Consider the following 19,811-nt stretch of genomic DNA (forward strand, 5'->3'; position numbering starts at 1 on the left):
GAGATGAAGAGCTGTGTGAGATAAGTGCTGGGTAAACCTCGTATGCACAGGCAACTATTCCGTTGCTTCGGGTCTCTAATGAATTCTTGACCCGGTCATGGGAATCTGATCAGTCGTCAGGCCTGGCGGGTTGGTGGAACGTGTTCTAGTCTCGCGCGCCATGAAGGCATACCGCACCGCCATGAAGGCTTACGTCGTCGGGGTGGGGATGACCCGGTTCGAGAAGCCCGAGAGCCGTGGCTGGCAGTACTGGGACATGGTGCGGGAGGCCGGTGGTGCCGCCCTGGCCGATACGGGGATCTCGTACGGCGATGTGGAACAGGTTCCCGTTGGGTACTGCTTCCAGCCCTCGACAGCCGGGCAGCGTGCCGCGTATGAGCTGGGTCTCACCGGCGTCCCCGTCTACAACGTCAACAACAACTGCGCGACCGGCTCGACCGCCCTGATGCTGGCCCGGCAGCTCGTCGAGGGTGGGGCGGCCGACTGCGTACTGGCGCTGGGCTTCGAGAAGATGAAGAGGGGCGCGCTGGGGAGCGGAGCCGACGGGGGCGACTTCTCCACCTCCCCCGTCGCGCGGCACTACGGCATCATGGCCGCCCGCCACGGCTTCGAGATGACCCCGCCCACCGCCCAGATCTTCGGCGACGCGGCCCGCGAGCACATGGAGAAGTACGGCACGACCGAGGCGCAGCTCGCCGCCGTGGCCGCCAAGAACCACCGGCACTCGGCGCACAATCCGTACGCGCAGTTCCGGGACGTGTACGAGGTGGACGACATCCTCGCCGCGCGCACGGTCCACCGGCCGCTGACCAAGCTGCAGTGCTCACCGACGTCGGACGGCGCGGCGGCCGCGGTGGTGGTGTCGGAGCGGTTCGTGGAGCGGCGGGAGCTGGGCGGGCGAGCGGTCGAGATCGTGGCGCAGGCGATGACGACCGACACGGAGGAGTCCTTCGCGTCCGGCTCGTGCATCGACGTCGTGGGGCAGCCGATGTCCAGGGAGGCGGCGCGGCAGGTCTACGAGCGGGCCGGGCTCGGGATCGGCGACGTGGACGTCGTAGAGCTGCACGACTGTTTCTCGGTCAACGAGCTGCTGACGTACGAGGCCCTGGGAATGTGCGGGGAGGGCGAGTCCGGGAAGCTCGTCGAGTCGGGGGCGACGACGTACGGCGGGCGGTGGGTGGTGAACCCGTCCGGCGGGCTGATCTCCAAGGGGCATCCGCTGGGGGCGACCGGGATCGCCCAGGTGGCCGAGCTGGTGTGGCAGTTGAGGGGAGAGGCGGGGGAGCGGCAGGTGCCGGGGGCGCAGGTCGGGCTTGCGCACAACATCGGGCTGGGCGGGGCGGCGGTGGTGACGCTCGTGCGGGCGGTGTAGGTCCTGCGGACTACGTCCGGGTCCGGCGAAATCCCGATGCAAGGAGCGTAACCCGGTTGAGAGCATGACAGGCATGCTGGAAGCCGCTGATGTCACCCGGGCCTCGTCCCGCCGGACCACTCCTCCCACCTGGCTGGTCGTGGCGCTCGCCTGCGCCGGGCAGTTCCTGGTGGTGCTCGATATATCGGTCGTCAATGTGGCGCTCCCGTCGATGCGGGCCGACTTGGGGCTGAGTCCGCAGGGGCTGCAGTGGGTGGTGAACGCGTACACGATCGCCTTCGCCGGGTTCATGCTGCTCGGCGGGCGGGCCGGGGACCTGTACGGGCGCAAGCGGATGTTCCTGGTGGGGCTTGCCCTGTTCACGGCGGCCTCGCTGGGCGGCGGGCTCGCACAGGAGGGCGGTCAACTGCTGGTCGCGCGGGCCGTCCAGGGGCTGGGGGCGGCGGTGCTCGCGCCCTCGACGCTGACGCTTCTCACGTCGGCCGTTCCGGAGGGGGCCGCGCGGGCGCGGGCGATAGCGACCTGGACCGCGGTGGGTGCCGGTGGTGGAGCAGCCGGCGGGCTGGTCGGCGGGGCGCTGGTGGACGGGCTGTCGTGGCGGTGGGTGCTGCTGATCAACGTGCCGGTCGGGGCGCTGGTGCTGGCCGGCTCGATGCGGTGGCTGGTGGAGAGCCGGAACGGGGACGGGCGGCGGCTCGACCTGCCGGGTGCGCTGCTGGTGACGGCGGGGCTCGGGACGCTGGCGTACGGGATCTCGCAGACCGAGGCGGAGGGGTGGACGGCGGCGGCCACGGGCGTGCCGCCGGCCGCCGGGCTGGCGCTGATCGCGCTGTTCCTGGTCGTGGAGGCGCGCACGGCGGCGCCGTTGATGCCGCTCGGGCTGTTCCGGGTGCGGGCCGTGTCGTCGGCGAACGCGGCGATGTTCGTGAACGGGTCCGCGATGTTCTGCATGTGGTTCTTCATGACGTTGTACGCGCAGAACGTGCTCGGGTACACGCCCTTCGAGGCCGGGCTGGCGCTGGTGCCGAGTTCCCTGACGGTGCTGCTCGGGTCCAAGTCGGCGCCCCGATTCCTGCCGGTGTTCGGCGCGCGGAACGTGGCCGTGTTCGGGACTCTCCTGGCGGCGGTGGGCTTCGGCTGGCAGTCGATGATGACGCCGCAGGGCAACTATCTGACGGAGATCATGTTCCCGGGGATCCTGATGATGCTGGGGGCGGGCCTCACGGCGACCCCGCTCGCCGCGCTGGCGACCTCGGGGGCGGCTCCCGGGGAGGCCGGACTGGTGTCGGGGCTGGTCAACACGTCGCGCACGATGGGCGGCTCGCTGGGGCTCGCGGTGATGTCGACGATCGCGGCGACGCGGACGGCGGACAGCGGTGCTCCGGGGGCGCTCACGGAGGGGTACGCGCTGGTGTTCCGGACGGGCACCGGGGTGCTGCTCGCGGGGGCGGTGCTGATGCTGGTGTGGCTGCCGCGGACAATTTCGAAGAGTTCCGCGGCGTGAGGCAACGGTCCGGGCTGCCCATGGACTCCTTTAGACATCTAGGAGGTGCCCATGGGGGATCGCAAGGAAGCTCGGGACAAGGAGTTCCAGAGCTTTGTCACCGGCCGCTGGCCGCGGCTGCTGCGCACGGCATTTCTCCTCACGGGGGAACAGCACGCCGCGGAGGACCTGGTCCAGTCGACGCTCGAGCAGGTCTACGTGGCCTGGCGCCGGGTCGGCTCGGCGGACGACCCGGAGGCGTATGTACGGCGCGTGATGATCAACGCGCATGCGCGCAAACACCGCAGAAAACTGCGGGAGTTCCTGGCGCCGAAGGACGACTCGGGGCTGGTGCGCGAGGTTGCCGACACGGGTGACCGCATCGCGCAGGCCGACGACCGGGGCGTCCTGCTGACGGCGCTCGCCCAGCTGCCGTTGCGGCAGCGGGAGGCGGTGGTCCTGCGGTACTGGGAGGACCTCACCGAGACACAGACGGCGGAGGCGATGTGCTGCAGCGTCGGCGCGGTGAAGAGCAACGCGGCCAAGGGGATCGCGAAACTCCGCGCCATACCGGGACTGGCGGACATGGTGACAAGTGGGGGAGGGCGTAAGTGATGAGCGCGGACCGGGAGACGAACCACGACATGACGAACACCGACATCGCCCTGCTGCTCGCCGACGCGGCGGACGGGGTCGAGATCGGTATAGCCCCCACCCAGGCGGTGATCCGCGGCGGACGGCGGCGCAGGGCGCGGCGCTGGGCGGTGGCGGCGGGTGCCGCGCTGGCGATCGTCGGGACGACGGGGACGGTGGCGCTTGCGGGGCTGCCGGGTGGCGGGGACGGGCACCGGGGGGCGCAGGTGGCGACGCATCCGCCGACGACGCTGCCGGATTCGTTCCAGGCCGAGCCGCACAACACCACGCTGGCGAGCGGGTTCGAGGACGGCAAGGAGTGGAATGTCTCCGTCGACGTGTGGGACGCGCCGCGCAATGTGGCTGAGGCGCAGGCCCAGTTGACGGCCATGACCGAGTCCGGGGAATACCCCGGGGAGATCCGCGAGGCCTCCGACCTGATCGGCAAGAGCGCCCTCTTCGTGTCCAAGACCTACGATGGCAAGCCGTCGTTGCTGATCCACCAGATGCTGTCCAAGGGGGACAGGCAGAGGGGCACGGACCTGGTTTCCGGGGCGGGCGGGCTGAAGTCCAGCTCCGAGCCCACGCGCCTCGTGGTCGGCCGGATCGCCAAGACAGCCCAGCAGGTCACCTGCACCTGGAAGGACGGCACGAGCACGATCCTGCACAGGGATCCGGCGCACACCTACTTGAACAACGGCCTCATGCAGGCCATCCGGCCCGCCGAGGGCTCCCCGGACAGCTGGTTCGTATGCCTGGCGCCGAAGGGAACCAGCTATGACACGGCGGCGGTGACCGGGTAAGAAATCACAGCCACCCCTGCTGACGAGCCTCCCGCATCGCCTCCATCCGGTTGCGGGTGCCCGTCTTGCCGATGGCGGACGAGAGGTAGTTGCGGACCGTCGACTCGGACAGGTGCAGCTTGGCGGCGATGTCGGCGACCGTCGCGCCGTCCACGGACGCCTTGAGGACGTCGCACTCGCGGGCGGTGAGGGGGCTGGGCCCGGCGCTGAGCGCGGCGGCGGCGAGCGCGGGGTCGATCACGGTCTCGCCGGTCAGCACCCGGCGGATCGCGGCGGCCAACTCCTCTACGGGACCGTCCTTCACGAGGAAGCCGGCCGCTCCGGCCTCCATGGCGCGGCGCAGATAGCCGGGCCGCCCGAAGGTGGTGAGGATCAGCACCCGGCAGTCGGGGACCTGCTCGCGCAGCTCGGCCGCCGCGTCCAGGCCGCTCATGCCCGGCAGTTCGATGTCCAGCAGGGCCACGTCGGGCCGGTGGGTGAGCGCGGCGTCCACGATCGCGTCGCCCGCCGCGACCTGGGCGACGACCTCCAGGTCCTCCTCCAGGCCGAGCAGCAGGGCGAGCGCGCCCCGCATCATTCCCTGGTCCTCGGCGAGCAGGACCCGCACGCTCTTCGACGGCCGGTGATCCGGGGGCATCTCGTTCACGGTCCAAGATTGGCATCCTCCGCCCCGTGAACGGGGCGGAATCCCACTTCAGGCGGCGTGCGGCTGAGTGGGTGGTTGACGCTTCGCAGACCGGGTATCCCCGAGGTCTCCACGTCCTGACACCGCCTGCCCACCGCCTCGGTCGGCGGTCTTGTACTCCAGCATGGTCACGGTCCGGCCCCACGCCTCCCCGGCGATCGCCCGGTTCAGCCCGGCCTTCTGGCGGACGTTCTTGCCGGGGAATTCCACGGTTCCCCTGGCTGACTTGACCATGTTGGTGATGGCCAGAGCTTCCACCCCGACGCGCGAGAACGTCTCGGCGATGCCGGTGGTGGTCTTGTGCTGCCAGTCGATCGCTCGGCGCTTGGCTGTCGCGCGGAGCTGGGCGATCTGGTCGTACGTGCGCGTCAGGCGACGCGAGTTCTTCTCGCCGGGCTTGCGGGCGTTGCGCCCTCGTTCCTTCGTTTTCTCCAGGCGGCGCAGTCGTTCGGCCTCGCCCTTGGTGAGCCAGGGTCCATGCTCGCGGAACGTGCCGTCCGAGAGGGCGAGGGGCTTGGTGATTCCTCGGTCGATGCCCACGGTGGGCCCGGTGTGCGGAGCCGGTTCGGGCACATCGCACTGGACGCGGAAGACGACGTGCCAGCCGTCCGCTTCCTTCACAAGCCGGGCCCCGGTGACCCGGTTGTCCTTGTCGGCACGCTTACCGACCGGGAGATCCTTGGTCCAGCGGAACAGGACGTGCCCGATCTTCGGTGCCCACATCCGGCCCCACCGCCGGTTCAGGCGCACGATCTGGAGGTCGCGGCCCTGCGGGATGTCGATGGCCATGCGGCAGCGGAAGCGGCCCTTGAAGTTCGGGGCGTCAGCCCGGCCTTCCCAGCAGTTCTTCCAGGCCTGGAAGTACGTCTTCAGTACCGCCTGCGCCGCCTGTGCGGGGAGAACACTGAGCCAGGGAAGTTCTTTGCGGCCCTGCCTGATCGCCGCATCGGCGGTGGCGAGGTTCCGCTTGTCCTTGGGGAGCATCGTCCACCAGTCGTGCACGAGGTTCCACATCGTTCGGGCCGCATGCCCCTGATCCTCGGCGGCCAACGCCTGGGCAGGGGTGAGACAGAGCCAGGCCTTGTGGCCACGCTGATGCTTCAATGTCCCTCCCCAGCCTGCTCGTTGGCCGATATGTAGATCAGCGTAGCCTCGATGGGAAGCTGCACCCGACATCAGACGCTCAGCACACGTCGTCTACCACCTCCATGCACACTTGGTGTTTGTCACGAGGTACCGGCGCGGCGTGTTCACGCCCGAGATGCTGGAACGCTGTGAAGAGATCATGCGGGCCGTATGCGCCGACTTCGAAGCGGAATTGAAGGAGTTCAACGGCGAATACGATCACGTGCACCTGCTCGTGCACTACCCGCCGAAGGTCGCGCTGTCGAAGCTGGTCAACTCGTTGAAGGGCGTCTCGTCCCGTCGCCAGGAGTACACCGGCCAGGTCAACCGCGCCACCATGCACGGCCATTTCTGGTCCCGGTCCTACTTTGCCGGGTCCTGTGGTGGGGCACCGCTGACCGTTGTACGTCAGTACATCGACGGGGGGCTGAGGGGCATCGGCCCGATTAAGGGCTCGTCTAAAGACTTGTCATTGTTCCGTTCCGCGAGTCTTGACGGCCTCCAACTTCGGCCCAACAATCGCGTCTGCATTGGGAGTTCGCCTTTACAATTCCTGTGCGCGCATCCCCACTCGCAATTGTTCGGCATTTCGATCGTTGAAATAGGTTCGGAATTTCGGTCGAACGGTGTTCGGTATGTCGGACATGAAGGAGGCTCCACCTTGTTCTCCAGGTTCTCCAGACTCAGAACCGCGGCCCTGGCCGCGCTCTCCGCGCTCGTCACGGTCCTGGCGCTCGCGGCCGGCGTGCCGCAGGCGCAGGCGGCGGGCTCGCTGCCCTGCGACATCTACGCCGCCGCGGGCACCCCCTGCGTCGCCGCGCACAGCCTCGTCCGGGCGCTCTACTCGTCGTACAACGGCTCGCTCTACCAGGTGCAGCGGGCCTCGGACGGCGCCACCGCGAACATCGGGCTGCTGGCCGCCGGAGGGTATGCCAACGCGGCCGCCCAGGACTCCTTCTGTTCCGGCACCACCTGCATCATCACCAAGATCTACGACCAGTCCTCGCGCCACAACGACCTGACGGTCGAGGGGGCGGGCGGGGCCGGCGCGGCCGATGTCGGCGCACCCGCCGACGCCCTGCCGGTGACCGTCGGCGGGCACCAGGTCTACGGCCTGGAGATCTCGGCCGGCATGGGCTACCGGGACAACTCCACCTCCGGTGTCGCCGTCAACGGGCAGGCCGAGGGGATGTACATGGTGACCTCCGGCACCCACGTCAACGGCAGGTGCTGCTTCGACTACGGCAACGCCGAGACGAACAACAAGGACACCGGCAACGGCCACATGGACGCCATCAACTTCGGCACCGAGTGCTGGTTCTCCCCGTGCTACGGCGGCGGCCCATGGGTGCAGGCCGACCTGGAGAACGGCCTCTTCCAGTCGGACTCCGGCTACAGCAAGAACACCTCGAACACCGGCACCGGGCCGATGCCCTTCGTGACGGCTTTGCTGAAGAACAACGGGCAGGACCATTTCGCGCTGAAGTACGGCAATGCCCAATCGGGCGGCCTCACCACCACCTATTCCGGCGGTGAACCCACCACCAGTGGCTACTCGCCCATGCACCAGGAGGGCGCGATCGTCCTCGGCACCGGCGGCGACAACAGCAACGGCTCCATCGGGTCCTTCTTCGAGGGCGTCATGACCTCCGGCATCCCGACGGACGCCGCCGACAACTCGGTGCAGGCGAACATCGTCTCCGTCGGCTACGGCGGTGCGACCGGCTCCACCGGTTCACTGACCCCCGGTTCGGAGATCTCCCTGCGCGCGACGACCTCGTGCTGCACGGGCGACTACATCCGCCACCAGAACGACGCTGCGGTCATCTCCCCGATCACCTCGAGCAGTTCGACGCTCGACAAGAACGACGCCACCTGGATCGTCCGCCGGGGCCTGGCCGGCAGCTCCTGCGTCTCCTTCGAGTCGCGCAACTACCCCGGTGACTACCTGCGCCACTACAACTACCAGCTGCAGCGGCAACCCATGGACGGCACAGCGCAGTTCAGATCTGACGCGACCTTCTGCCCGACGACCGGCAAGAGCGGCACCGGGACCTCGTTCGCCTCGTACAACTATCCGACCAAGTTCCTCCGCCACTACAACTTCAACGTCTACATAGCGAGCAACGGCGGCTCCAACACCTGGGACAGCTCCACGTCCTGGACCAACGATGTGAGCTGGGTCGTCAGCACGCCCTGGGCGCCGTAGCCGCCACGGGTTCGGACGCGTCGCCTGCCTCCACGGGGAGTTCGGCGGTGACGGTGAAACCGCCTCGCGGCGACGGGCCGGCCTGCAAGGAGCCGCCGGCCGCCGCGAGGCGTTCCGTCAGTCCCTTGAGGCCGGTGCCGCCGATGCCGGGCAAGGGCGGGGAGGGGGCCATGGAAGGGGCGCCCTCCCCGTTGTCCGCGACCGTGAGGCTGACGCGTTCGGGGCCGCTCTGCACGGTGATCTCGCAGCGCGTGGCGCCGGCGTGCCGCAGGACGTTCGTGACCGCCTCCCGCACCACCCAGCCCAGCAGTGCCTCGGTCTGCGGGGCGAGGGGCGCGCCCGAGCGGAGGACCACCGGTTCGACGGCCGCCGCGGACAGGGCCGAGCGGGCCCGGTCCAGTTCGGTGGCGAGGCTGCCCTCGCGGTAGCCGGTCACGGCCTCGCGGATCTCCGTCAGCGCCTGGCGGCCGACGGACTCGATGTCGCCGATCTGAGTGAGCGCGGCGTCCAGGTTCCGCGGGGCCAGCCGCCGGGCCGCCTCCGACTTCACCACGATCACCGACAGGGTGTGCCCGAGCAGGTCGTGCAGGTCGCGGGAGAAGCGCAGGCGCTCCTTCTCGACCGCCTGGTGCGCCAGCTTCTCGCGGGCCGCCTGCAGTTCACGTACCGCCTCGGACAGGGAGAGGATCGCAGCGGTGACCAACGTCGACAGGAAGGTGCCGTAGGCGATGGTCACGGCGTCCGACCCGTCTCGGTACACGGAGACGGCGCCGGCGAACACGGCGAGCAGGATCCCTGTCCGGCCCAGCCACGGCCCGCGCAGGACCGCACCCGTGGCGAGGCCCAGCAGCGGGAAGAACATCAGCCAGTTGCCGCCGTAGCCGAGGGCCAGAGCCGTGGTCAGCACGGCCATCAGCAGCAGTGCGACCCGGGTGGACCGCTCCTCGCGCTTGCGCCGGTCGAAGGAGCGGAACGTCACATAGATATAGAGGGAGTTGAAGGCGAGCAGGCCGAGGCCGCCGATCCACGGGTTGGCGGTCTTGCCCTGGATGACGTTGGAGAACGCGCCCATACCCATCAGCAGCCACGGCAGCAGCCCGAAGCCGGTCGGCGGCGGGCCCAGGTGCTCGGGCTGCTTCCCGGTCCTGCGGGCCTTTTTCTGCGCGGCCTTGAACTCCCCCATGTCCGCCTTCCACTGCGCCCGCGCCGCCCACCACTGGTCCACCTGACAGGCGACCCCTCGTATCCAGGACATGTCTCTGCTCCCCCGTTCAGGCGGTCCGTCCGGACCGCCGGTACGACAGCACAGCGTACGAACCGAAGGCCAGCAGCCAGAGGGTCAGCACCGCGATCGCGCCGAGAGCGGGGGCACGGCCCTCCGCCGCCGAGGTGCCGAGCTGGGCGAAACGGTAGGTGGGCGTGTACGCCGCCAGTGTGCGCAGCCAGTGCGGGAACAGGGTGACCGGGAACCACAGACCGCCGAGCACCGCGAGGCCCAGGTTGCACGCCATGTTCGTCACGCCGGTGGTCTGTCCGGTCAGCCGGTAGCCGTTGCCCAGGCCCAGCAGGGTGAAGGGCAGCGAGCCCAGCCACAGCAGCGCCGCGATCGCCGCCCACTGCCAGGCGGCCAGCCGTACGCCGTTGACCAGGCCGCCCGCGGCGAGCACCGCGAGGATGGCGGGCAGCACCGTCACCGAGCCGGTCAGCGTCCGGCCGACGACGACCTGGCGCGGGGTCATGGGGGTCACCCGCAGCTGCCGCAGCCAGCCGATGGCCCGGTCCTCGGCGACCCCGCCGCCGGTGTTGAGGGCGGAGCCGACGGCGCCGTAGCCCGCCATGCCGACCATCGCGGCCGTCCTCCAACTCCCGTCGTCCGTACCGAGGTTGGTGAACAGCAGATACATCAGCACCGGCATCGCGATCCCGCCGATCACAAAACCGGCGTCGCGCAGGGTCCGGCGCACTTCGAGCCGCAGATAGTCCAGCATCACGCCGCCTCCGTCACACGTGCGGTGAGGGCCAGGAACGCGTCGTCGAGCGAGGCGGGTGCGACCTCCAGGCCGCGTATCGCGTCCAGCTCCGCCAGTGCGACCACCGTCGCGTCCGGTTCGTCGGTGCGCAACCGTGCCCGCTCCCCGCGCACCTCCACCGACCGCACGCCGGGCAACAGTTCCAGACCCTCCGTGCTCCGCCCCGCGAGGTCGAAGGCGACCAGGCTGCCGCCCACCGACCGCTTGAGCTGCTCGCCGGTGCCGTCCGCGACGATCCGGCCCTGGTCGATGACGAGGATGCGGTCGGCATGCGCGTCCGCCTCCTCCAGATGGTGGGTGGAGAACAGCACGGTGTGGCCGAGACGGGCGTACGACCGCATCGACGCCCAGAAGGCGTGCCGCGCCTCCACGTCCAGCGCGGCGGTCGGCTCGTCCAGGACGATCACCGAGGGGTTCCCGGCGAGTGCCACGGCGAACCGCACGCGCTGCGTCTGACCGCCGGACAGCCGGTCCACCCGGCGCCCCGCCAGCTCGGTGATCCCGGCCAGCTGCAGGGCACGCGCGACGGGCATCGGGTCCGGGTAGCGGCCGGCCACGAAGGACACGAGTTCCCGCACGGTGACCCGGGGCACCGCACGCCCCTCCTGCAGCATGGCGCCGATCCGCCCGGCGCGCACCGACTGCTCCGGGGGAGCGCCGAAGAGCCGTACCGTGCCCTCGTCGGGCTCGTCCAGGCCGAGCAGCAGTGAGATCGTCGTCGACTTGCCGGCGCCGTTGCGGCCGAGCAGGGCCACGGTTTCGCCCTGCGACATCTCCAGGTCCACGCCCTGCAGGGCGCGCACGCTGCCGAAGGTCTTGACCGCCCCCGTGAAGGACACGGCGGGTGGCGCCGCGGCCGTCGTTCCAGTCGTCTTCGTCATGAGCAAGACGCTACGGAGACAGGGCGCCCGCCCGGCAGATGCGCTTGTACGGACTCCGGCAGGACAAATGTCACTGCCCCGGCCGCGAAGCAGATCTGACATGCCGTCAGGAGCCTTCACAAGTGCCGGGCGCTGGGCTATACAGAGGGCGCCGGACTGGAACGCGTTCTAGATCGGCACTCGTGACGACCTCGGTCGCGGCCGACGGTGCGGACGGCCGCGCCGAGGTCTTGAACCATCCGAGCCACCAGGAGCCGTATGCCCATCGACGCAGCGAAGGCCCTCGCCGCCGAACCCCGTTCCGGCGAGATCACCTGGGACCGCAAGGACGTTCAGCTCTACCACCTGGGCATCGGGGCAGGCATCCCGGCGACCGATCCCGACGAGCTGCGCTACACCCTGGAGTCCCGGCTGCACGTCCTGCCGAGCTTCGCCACCGTCGCGGGCAACGGCTCGCCCGGGGTGATCAGTGGCCTGTCCATGCCCGGTGTCGACGTGGACCTGGCCCGCGTCCTGCACGGTGGCCAGTCCCTCACCCTGCACCGCCCGATCCCCGTCGAGGGCACCGCGACCGCCACCGGCCGTATCGCCGCCGTGTACGACAAGGGCAAGGCGGCCGTCCTCGTCATGCGCACCGAGGTGGCCGACGCCGACGGCCCGCTGTGGACCAACGACGCCCAGATCTTCGTGCGCGGAGAGGGCGGCTGGGGCGGCGACCGCGGCCCCTCCACCCGCCTCGAACCGCCCGCCGGCGACCCCGACCGCACCGTCGAGCGCCCGGTCCGCGAGGACCAGGCCCTGCTCTACCGCCTCTCCGGCGACTGGAACCCGCTGCACGCCGACCCCGACTTCGCCAAGACCGCCGGCTTCGAACGGCCCATCCTGCATGGGCTGTGCACCTACGGCATGACGCTCAAGGCGGTCGTCGACACACTGCTCGGCGGAGACGTGACGCGGGTGCGGTCGTACGCCACCCGGTTCGCGGGCGTGGTGTACCCGGGGGAGACCCTGCGCATCCGGATGTGGCAGTCGCCGGAGTCCGTCAGGGTCGCCGTGAGCGCCGTCGAGCGGGACGACACACCCGTCCTCGCCGACACCATCGTCGAACACTCTTGATCCAGCAGGCAGTTGAAGCAGGCAGTTGAGGGGAGCCCGCACCATGCGCGCAGCCGTACTGCACGAGATCGGCCAGGACAAACTAGAGGTCTTCGAGGACGTCGAGGCGACGGGCTTCGGGCCCGGCAAGGTGAGGATCCGGGTGCGGGCCACCGGGCTGTGCCACTCGGACCTGTCCGCGATGAGTGGCGTGCTGCCGCAGCCGGCGCCGTTCGTGCCCGGGCACGAGGGCGCGGGCGAGATAGTCGAAGTCGGCGAAGGCGTCAGTCATGTGAAGGCGGGCGACCGGGTCGTGGTCTGCTGGCTGCCCGCCTGCGGCGCCTGTCCGGCGTGCAAGCGCGGGCAGACCGAGCTGTGCCTGGCCGGGTTCATGAACGCGGGCACCCCCAACTTCCGCCGCCCCGGCGGTGACGTCTTCGGCTTCGCGGGCACCGGCACCTTCGCCGAGGAGGTCGTCGTGGATGCCGGCTGCGCGGTGCCGATCCCGGACGACGTGCCCTTCGACATCGCCGCGCTGATCGGCTGCGGGGTCACGACCGGCCTGGGCGCCGCGCTCAACACCGCCGACGTGGAGGCCGGTTCGTCGGTCGCCGTCATCGGCTGCGGCGGCGTCGGCATCTCCGCGATCCAGGGGGCGCGGCTCAAGGGGGCCGCCGAGATCGTCGCCGTCGACCCCGTCGCCTCGCGCCGCGAGTCCGCCCTCAAGTTCGGCGCCACAAAGGCGGTCTCGCCGGACGAACTGGCCGACGCCAAGCAGAACGTCACCGGCGGCGAGGGCTTCGACTACGTCTTCGAGGTCGTCGGCAAGTCGGCCACCGCCCGCACGGCGTACGAGAACACGCGGCGCGGCGGCACGCTCGTCGTCGTCGGCGCGGGCGCCCTGGACGACTTCCTGCAGCTCAACATGTTCGAGCTGTTCTTCGACGAGAAGCGGATCCTGCCGTCGATGTACGGCGGCGGTGACGTCATGCGCTCCTACGAGCGGACCATCGCCCTGTGGCGGGCGGGCCGCGTCAACCTGGAGGGCCTGATCACGCACCGGGTGCCGCTGGCCGACATCAACGAGGCACTGGACCAGATGCGCACCGGCACGGCGCTGCGCACGTGCATCGAGATCTGACGGGGGTGCCAGTGTCGTTGCCACAGCAAGGGCCGCTGGAAGGGCTGTCCGCCGTCGTCACCGGTGCCGGTCGCGGCCTGGGGCGGGCCGAGGCGCTCGAACTCGCCCGGCTCGGCGCCGCCGTCGTCGTCAACGACTTCGGACAGCCGGGCCGGGACGGCTCGGGGGAGGCCTCGGCGGGCCCCGCCGAAGAGGTCGCCGCCGAGATCCGCGCGGCGGGCGGCAGGGCGCTCGCCCACACCGGGGACGTCGCCGACTTCCAACAGGCCGGAGAACTCGTGGAGTTGGCGATCGGTGAGTTCGGCAAGCTGGACATCCTCGTCAACAACGCGGGCATCCTGCGCGACCGCATGGTCTTCTCCATGACCGAGGGCGAGTGGGACGCGGTGATCCGGGTCCACCTCAAGGGCCACTTCAACACGACCCACTTCGCTGCCGCGCACTGGCGCGAGCGGTCCAAGGCCGCGGGCGCGCCGGTCTACGGGCGGATCGTCAACACCTCGTCCGAGGCCTTCCTGGCGGGCTCGGCCGGGCAGCCCAACTACGCGGCCGCGAAGGGCGGAATCGTCGGCCTGACCACCTCCACGGCCCTCGCGCTCGCCAAGTACGGCGTCACGGCCAACGCGATCTGCCCGCGCGCCCGCACCCGGATGACCGAGGACGTCTTCGCCGGCTTCGAGCAGCCGGCCGACGGCCTCGACCCGCTCGCCCCCGAGCATGTCGCCCCGCTCGTCGGCTACCTGTCCTCGCCCGCCGCGGCCCGCGTCAACGGCCAGCTGCTCGTCGTGCACGGCGGCATGGTGGCCGTCGTCGAACGACCGCGGGTGCAGGCGAAGTTCGACAGCAAGCAGGACACCTTCACCTACGACGAGCTGGACGCCGTACTCACCCCGCACTACGCGGAGCGGCCGCCGGGGGAGACGTTCGCGGCGGCGGAAGTACTGGGACTCAAGCGGGCGTAGAGATACGGCCGGGACCCAAGCGGGCGTAGACAAACGGAAGGGGCCCGCACGTCAGTCGACGTGCGGGCCCCTTCCTCGCTTACCCTCAGGCAGCCGCTTCGCTGTCCTCGGCCGGCTTGCGGTGCCGGCCGTGAGGGGCCGAGTCACCGTCCTGGACCGACACCGGACCCCGGTGCCGGCCGTGACCGGCGTCTTCCTGGGCCTCGGCGGACAGCGGCTGCATGGTGCTTGTGTTGCTCATCGAAGGATTCACCCCGTCAACATGATCTTTCAAACAGCCGGGCGAGTTTAACCGGCCACCCTCCGTGCGAATCCAGACGGGCACGCCCTTCGGCACTACTTCGTTACAAGACGTCCCAAGGGCGCTTGCTGCAAGGGCACGGGACGCGGTGCGACGGGCTCCGGAGGATCCGGCTGCGACGGCTCGCCCGGCGGCGTCGGGGACGAACTCCCGTCCACCGCCCGGCCGGCCGCGCCGCCCCGCACCGGATCCTCCGAGCCCGCGCCCCCCGATCCCCCTTCATCCCCCGACTCCCCCGTCTCCCCCGAGGGCGCCGCCACCCGCGCCACGCCGCACGGCACCTCGGCCGTGGCGTACGGCAGTTGGAGCACCCCGTCCCTGGTCCAGATCCCCGCGCCCGCCAACCACCCGTACGGCGCGGCGAGATGGTGTACCTGCCGTCGGTCCGGTCGCCACAGGCCCACCCAGCTGCCGACGGGCCCGTCGATGCGCAGCGCCACCCCGCAGCTCTCCGGCATCAGCACCTGCCCCGGCTGGATGGCGAAGGGCGTGACGACACAGTCGGGCAGTCGCAGGCACTCCGGGAAGCGCACCGGCAGTGTGCTGCCCAGCACGCCCCAGCCCAGCCGCTCCTCACCCGGCGAGGGCGCGTCCGAGCGGATCAGCAGCAGACCGCTGTCCGGGTCGGCGAGCAGCAGCCGGTCGTCACTGCCGTCGGCGATCTGCAGCAGCGGCGAGACCTCCCCGGCCCGCTCCAGGTCGACCACGATCGTCTTGGTCCGGCCGCCGGTCTCACGGTCCAGCGCCAGCAGCCGCCCCGTGCGGTCCAGCCACACCCCGCCCGAGCAGCGGCCCGGGATCTCCGCCACGTGCTCCGGCCCGAAGGCGCCGCCCGCCACCAGCCACACCGCGCTGGAGCGCCGGCCCACGGCGAGGGCGTAGGCCTTCTCCCCGCCCGGCGCGGGCGGCAGCAGCCGCAGCCCGGCGCCCTCGTCCGGGCACTCCACCGCGCCGATCAGCAGCTCGCCAGTGCCCGGTCCCGTCGGATACAGCAGCGAGAAGACGTGCCGTCCCTCCGTCCGCCGGCGGATGAGGACCCGCCCGTCGCCCATCGGCTGCACCTCGGTGCCGGGCTCCTCGGGCTGGTTGCCGGGCAGCGGCACGGCGTACGGCTCGGGGCCGTCCAGCGTCCAGCGCTCGGGGAACCAGGAGTCGCCGTCCAGCGCGAGGCGGGCGGCGTAGGCACCGTCCACGGTGATGGTGCAGCCGGATTGCGGGGCGCCGTCCTCGGGGGCAGCCTCGGGTTCGATCGCACACGCCGTCATGGTCTGGTCACCTCCGGCGACGAAGCTAGTTTTCGCACGCACACACGTGGGACCACGAGGCTCCTGCTTCACACATAAGGGTGGCGGGGGAACGATTCGCCTGAGGAAACGGGGGCGGGTGTGCTGAAGGGGTCGGAGGTGAGCGCCGGGGCACCGCTCCCACTCCACCCGACCACGGACATCGGTTCAGCGGCACAGATCAGCCAGGTAGCCTTCTAGCGTGCCCCGTCTGTCTGAAGTCATCGCCGCGCTGGAGAACCTGTGGCCCGCCGAGCGGGCCGAGTCCTGGGACGCGGTCGGCACCGTCGTGGGCGACCCCGACCAGGAGGTCACCCGCGTTCTGTTCGCGGTCGACCCCGTGCAGGAGATCGTCGACGAGGCGGTGAAGCTGGGCGCCGACCTGCTGGTCACCCACCACCCCCTCTACCTTCGCGGTACGACGACGGTCGCGGCGACGCACTTCAAGGGCCGCGTCGTGCACACGCTGATCAAGAACGACATCGCGCTGCACGTCGCCCACACCAACGCGGACACGGCCGACCCCGGAGTCTCGGACGCCCTCGCCGGTGCGCTGGACCTCCGCGTCGTACGCCCCCTGGTGCCGGACCCGACCGATCCGTCCGGCCGCCGCGGCCTCGGCCGCATCTGCGAGCTGGACCACCCGCTGCCGCTGCGCGAGTTCGCCGAGAAGGCCGCCGTCCGGCTGCCCGCCACCGCGCAGGGCATCCGCGTCGCCGGCGACCCCGAGGCCGTCGTCCGCACGGTCGCCGTCAGCGGCGGCTCCGGCGACAGCCTCTTCGACCAGGTACGCGCGGCCGGTGTCGACGCCTTCCTCACCGCGGACCTGCGCCACCACCCGGCCTCCGAGGCCGTCGCCCAAAGCCCCCTCGCGCTGCTCGACGCGGCGCACTGGGCCACCGAGTGGCCCTGGTGCGAGCTGGCCGCCACCCAGCTCGACGAGATCTCCGACCGCCACGGATGGGACCTGCGCGTCCACGTCTCGAAGACGGTCACCGACCCCTGGACCGCCCACGCGGCCTCACCTCTCAACCCTGCAGGAGCCCCCAACTGAACGCCGCGCCCGCCGACCAGATCCGACTCCTCGACGTCCAGGCACTCGACGTCCGTCTGCAGCAGCTCGCGCACAGGCGGAGGTCGCTGCCCGAGCACGCCGAGATCGAGTCGCTCACCAAGGACCTAACCCAGCTGCGCGACCTGCTGGTGGCCGCACAGACCGAGGAGAGCGACACCGCCCGCGAGCAGACCAAGGCCGAGCAGGACGTGGACCAGGTGCGCCAGCGCGCCGCCCGCGACCAGAAGCGCCTGGACTCCGGCGCCGTCACCTCCCCCAAGGACCTGGAGAACCTCCAGCGCGAGATCGTCTCCCTCGCCAAGCGGCAGAGCGACCTCGAGGACGTCGTCCTGGAGGTCATGGAGCGCATCGAGTCCGTGCAGGAGCGGCTCGCCGAGCTCACCGAGCGGGTCTCCTCCGTCCAGTCGAAGATCGACGACGCGACCGCGCGCCGTGACGCCGCCTTCGAGGAGATCGACGGCGAGGTGGCGACGGTGACCAAGGAGCGCGAGGTCATCGCGGGCGCCATCCCCGCCGACCTGCTGAAGCTCTACGACAAGCTGCGCGAGCAGCAGGGCGGCATCGGTGCGGCCAAGCTGTACCAGCGCACCTGCCAGGGCTGCCGTCAGGAGCTGGCGATCACCGACATCAACGAGATCCGCGCGGCCGCCCCCGACACGGTGGTGCGCTGCGAGAACTGCCGTCGCATCCTGGTGCGTACGGCCGAGTCCGGCCTCTAGGAGCCCTGACCGTGCGGGAGTTCATCGTCGAGGCCGACGGCGGTTCGCGGGGCAACCCGGGACCCGCGGGCTACGGATCCGTCGTGCTCGACGCGGCGACGGGGGAGACCCTGGTGGAGGCCGCGGAGTACATCGGCGTCGCGACCAACAACGTCGCCGAGTACCGGGGCCTGCTGGCGGGCCTGCGCGCCGCCCACGAACTGGACCCCTCCGCCAGGGTCCACGTCCGCATGGACTCCAAGCTGGTCGTCGAGCAGATGTCGGGCCGCTGGAAGATCAAGCACCCCGACATGAAGCCGCTGGCGTCGGTGGCGGCCCGTGTGTTCCCGCCGGACCAGGTGACATACGAGTGGATCCCGCGGGAGCAGAACAAGCACGCGGACCGCTTGGCCAACGAGGCGATGGACGCGGGAAAGCGGGGCGAGCAGTGGTCGCCGTCGGCATCCACGGCCGAGCTCGACGCGCGCGCCGCGCGGGCCGCGACTCCTGAGCCGTCGGGCCCGCCCGGTGACGCGGCGGCAGGGGCGGCGGAGGTGCGGGCGGCCCTGGCAGGCGGGCGAGCCACGGCGGCCGCGGCTCCCTCGACTCCCGCCGATGCCACTGCCACGCCTCAGCCGTCGGGCGCAGCGAAGGCCACCGCCGATGTACGGGCCGCCACGGCCGTCGCCACCCCCGGCTGGGCCCCCGCCGACCTGGGCGCGCCCGCGACCTTCGTGCTGCTGCGGCACGGCGAGACCCCGCTGACTCCGCAGAAGCGTTTCTCGGGCAGCGGCGGCACCAACCCCTCCCTGTCCGACGTCGGCCGGGACCAGGCCGAGCGCGCCGGGGCCGCGCTGGCCCGCCGCGGCACGATCCAGGCGATCGTCGCCTCGCCTCTCGCCCGCACCCGGGAGACCGCCGGCATCGTGGCCCGGCACCTCGGTCTGGAGGTGACCGTCGAGGACGAGATCCGGGAGACGGACTTCGGCGCCTGGGAGGGCCTGACGTTCGCCGAGGTCCGCGAGCGTTACCCGGAGGACCTGAACCGGTGGCTGGCCGACCCCACGGCCGAACCCTCCGGCGGCGGCGAGAGCTTCGCGGCGACGGCGACCCGTATCGCGGCGGCCCGCGACAAGCTGGTCGCGGCCTACGCGGGCCGCACGGTGCTGCTCGTCTCGCACGTCACGCCGATCAAGACCTTCGTCCAACTCGCCCTGGGCGCCCCGCCGGAGGCCCTGTTCCGCATGGAGCTGTCGGCGGCCGCCCTGTCCGCGGTGGCCTACTACGCTGACGGCAACGCGAGCGTCCGGCTCTTCAACGACACGTCCCACCTGCGCTGAGAGCCCGGCCGGGTTCAGACACCTGCGCTGAGCCCCGCCGCCTCGCGGGCCAGCGACTCGATCCGGTCCCAGTCGCGGGCCGCGATGGCGTCCGCCGGGAGCATCCAAGTGCCGCCCACACAGCCGACGTTGGGGAGCCGGAGGTAATCGGGTGCGTTGTCCGGCCCGATGCCCCCGGTCGGACAGAACCGCGCCTGCGGCAGCGGCCCCGCCAGCGACTTCAGATACGCCGTCCCGCCCGCCGCCTGCGCAGGGAAGAACTTCATCTCCCGCACCCCGCGCTCCAGCAGCGCCACCACCTCCGAGGTGGTGGACACCCCCGGCAGGAACGGCACCCCCGACGCCCTCATCGCCTCCAGCAGTACGTCCGTCCAGCCCGGGCTGACCAGAAAGCGCGCCCCGGCGGCCACGGACGCCCTCACCTGCTCGGGCGTGATCACGGTCCCCGCCCCGACCACCGCGTCCGGCACCGCTTCGGCGATCGCCCGGATGGCGGCCGGCGCGGCAGGAGTCCGCAGCGTCACCTCGATGGCGGGCAGTCCCCCCGCCACCAGCGCCCGCGCCAGCGGAACGGCGTCGGCGGCGTCCTCGATCACGACGACGGGCACGACGGGGGCAAGGTCGAGGAGCGATGAGGCCATGCGGTCATCGTGCCCGCCCTATGCAGCATGCGCAAAGCCTATTGCGCATGCTGC

19 protein-coding genes and 1 pseudogene are annotated in these 19,811 nt (G+C 70.9%); 12 read left to right on the top strand and 8 right to left on the bottom strand.

The genetic code is table 11. The annotated features are described in order from the left end of the window. Window positions 1-181: 181 nt before the first annotated feature. From IH68_RS0110695 to IH68_RS0110710, 4 genes are all read left to right on the top strand, one after another. Window positions 182-1,372, top strand: a complete 1,191-nt coding sequence (locus tag IH68_RS0110695) for a lipid-transfer protein (RefSeq protein ID WP_030932115.1) — start codon at window positions 182-184, stop codon at window positions 1,370-1,372. Window positions 1,373-1,436: 64 nt separating this feature from the next. Further along, window positions 1,437-2,876 carry an MFS transporter gene (locus tag IH68_RS0110700; protein ID WP_107057437.1) on the top strand — a complete coding sequence of 480 codons (1,440 nt, stop codon included), beginning with the start codon at window positions 1,437-1,439 and terminating at the stop codon, window positions 2,874-2,876. Window positions 2,877-2,927: 51 nt separating this feature from the next. Then, complete coding sequence (locus tag IH68_RS0110705) at window positions 2,928-3,470, top strand: SigE family RNA polymerase sigma factor (RefSeq protein WP_030932119.1); 543 nt, start codon at window positions 2,928-2,930, stop codon at window positions 3,468-3,470. After that, on the top strand, window positions 3,470-4,291 hold the full coding sequence (locus IH68_RS0110710; protein WP_030932122.1) for a hypothetical protein: 822 nt from the start codon (window positions 3,470-3,472) through the stop codon (window positions 4,289-4,291). Before IH68_RS0110705 ends, IH68_RS0110710 begins: the two co-directional genes overlap by 1 nt. 4 nt (window positions 4,292-4,295) lie before the next feature. On the opposite strand, the gene IH68_RS0110715 is transcribed toward IH68_RS0110710, so the two are convergent. Both IH68_RS0110715 and IH68_RS0110720 read right to left on the bottom strand, forming a co-directional pair. Then, window positions 4,296-4,928, bottom strand: a complete 633-nt coding sequence (locus IH68_RS0110715) for a response regulator transcription factor (protein WP_030932124.1) — start codon at window positions 4,926-4,928, stop codon at window positions 4,296-4,298. A 57-nt stretch (window positions 4,929-4,985) separates the two neighbouring features. Further along, complete coding sequence (locus IH68_RS0110720) at window positions 4,986-6,080, bottom strand: RNA-guided endonuclease InsQ/TnpB family protein (protein WP_030932126.1); 1,095 nt, start codon at window positions 6,078-6,080, stop codon at window positions 4,986-4,988. 70 nt (window positions 6,081-6,150) lie between these two features. Here IH68_RS0110720 and tnpA point away from each other — a divergent pair. After that, window positions 6,151-6,522, top strand: a pseudogene (gene tnpA / locus IH68_RS55150) (IS200/IS605 family transposase); the annotation flags it as partial. A 240-nt stretch (window positions 6,523-6,762) separates the two neighbouring features. Beyond that, entirely contained in the window at window positions 6,763-8,310 is a 1,548-nt protein-coding gene (locus tag IH68_RS0110735) for an alpha-L-arabinofuranosidase B (protein ID WP_030932130.1), read from the top strand. Here the strand turns inward: IH68_RS0110735 and IH68_RS0110740 are convergent. From IH68_RS0110740 to IH68_RS0110750, 3 genes are read right to left on the bottom strand one after another with little or no spacing between them, the layout of a single operon-like run. Then, window positions 8,288-9,565 carry a sensor histidine kinase gene (locus IH68_RS0110740; RefSeq protein WP_030932132.1) on the bottom strand — a complete coding sequence of 426 codons (1,278 nt, stop codon included), beginning with the start codon at window positions 9,563-9,565 and terminating at the stop codon, window positions 8,288-8,290. The two genes, IH68_RS0110735 and IH68_RS0110740, sit on opposite strands and share 23 nt — an antisense overlap. 16 nt (window positions 9,566-9,581) lie before the next feature. Then, window positions 9,582-10,298 (bottom strand): ABC transporter permease, encoded by a 717-nt coding sequence (locus IH68_RS0110745; RefSeq protein WP_030932134.1) that lies wholly within the window; start codon window positions 10,296-10,298, stop codon window positions 9,582-9,584. Further along, entirely contained in the window at window positions 10,298-11,221 is a 924-nt protein-coding gene (locus IH68_RS0110750) for an ABC transporter ATP-binding protein (protein WP_051833358.1), read from the bottom strand. The genes IH68_RS0110745 and IH68_RS0110750 overlap by 1 nt, the downstream gene beginning before the upstream one ends. Window positions 11,222-11,479: 258 nt before the next feature. On the opposite strand from IH68_RS0110750, the gene IH68_RS0110755 reads away from it, so the two are divergent. Genes IH68_RS0110755 through IH68_RS0110765 form a run of 3 tightly spaced genes read left to right on the top strand, consistent with a single transcriptional unit; the run spans window position 11,480 to window position 14,419 of the window. After that, complete coding sequence (locus tag IH68_RS0110755; RefSeq protein WP_030932140.1) at window positions 11,480-12,337, top strand: MaoC/PaaZ C-terminal domain-containing protein; 858 nt, start codon at window positions 11,480-11,482, stop codon at window positions 12,335-12,337. Between the two features lie 43 nt (window positions 12,338-12,380). Continuing rightward, entirely contained in the window at window positions 12,381-13,457 is a 1,077-nt protein-coding gene (locus tag IH68_RS0110760; RefSeq protein WP_030932143.1) for a Zn-dependent alcohol dehydrogenase, read from the top strand. Between the two features lie 17 nt (window positions 13,458-13,474). Continuing rightward, entirely contained in the window at window positions 13,475-14,419 is a 945-nt protein-coding gene (locus IH68_RS0110765; RefSeq protein ID WP_234341307.1) for a 3-oxoacyl-ACP reductase, read from the top strand. 85 nt (window positions 14,420-14,504) lie between these two features. On the opposite strand, the gene IH68_RS57060 is transcribed toward IH68_RS0110765, so the two are convergent. Both IH68_RS57060 and IH68_RS0110775 read right to left on the bottom strand, forming a co-directional pair. Then, a complete protein-coding gene (locus IH68_RS57060) occupies window positions 14,505-14,660 on the bottom strand; it encodes a hypothetical protein (protein WP_199931867.1) in 156 nt (51 codons plus the stop codon). A 95-nt stretch (window positions 14,661-14,755) separates the two neighbouring features. After that, window positions 14,756-15,985 (bottom strand): hypothetical protein, encoded by a 1,230-nt coding sequence (locus IH68_RS0110775; protein WP_030932147.1) that lies wholly within the window; start codon window positions 15,983-15,985, stop codon window positions 14,756-14,758. 220 nt (window positions 15,986-16,205) lie between these two features. Here IH68_RS0110775 and IH68_RS0110785 point away from each other — a divergent pair, with 220 nt between their 5' ends. The 3 genes from IH68_RS0110785 to IH68_RS0110795 are packed head-to-tail and all read left to right on the top strand — an operon-like array spanning window position 16,206 to window position 19,116. After that, a complete protein-coding gene (locus IH68_RS0110785) occupies window positions 16,206-17,057 on the top strand; it encodes a Nif3-like dinuclear metal center hexameric protein (protein WP_030932149.1) in 852 nt (283 codons plus the stop codon). Beyond that, window positions 17,054-17,797 (top strand): zinc ribbon domain-containing protein, encoded by a 744-nt coding sequence (locus IH68_RS0110790; RefSeq protein WP_078912440.1) that lies wholly within the window; start codon window positions 17,054-17,056, stop codon window positions 17,795-17,797. Before IH68_RS0110785 ends, IH68_RS0110790 begins: the two co-directional genes overlap by 4 nt. Window positions 17,798-17,808: 11 nt before the next feature. Then, complete coding sequence (locus tag IH68_RS0110795; protein WP_030932154.1) at window positions 17,809-19,116, top strand: bifunctional RNase H/acid phosphatase; 1,308 nt, start codon at window positions 17,809-17,811, stop codon at window positions 19,114-19,116. 14 nt (window positions 19,117-19,130) lie between these two features. Here the strand turns inward: IH68_RS0110795 and eda are convergent, their stop codons facing one another. Continuing rightward, window positions 19,131-19,757: a bifunctional 4-hydroxy-2-oxoglutarate aldolase/2-dehydro-3-deoxy-phosphogluconate aldolase gene (gene eda / locus IH68_RS0110800; RefSeq protein WP_030932157.1), complete on the bottom strand. Its 627-nt coding sequence runs from the start codon at window positions 19,755-19,757 to the stop codon at window positions 19,131-19,133. Window positions 19,758-19,811: the final 54 nt, after the last annotated feature.

This window comes from Streptomyces sp. NRRL S-646 (assembly GCF_000720765.1).
GTDB lineage: Bacteria > Actinomycetota > Actinomycetes > Streptomycetales > Streptomycetaceae > Streptomyces.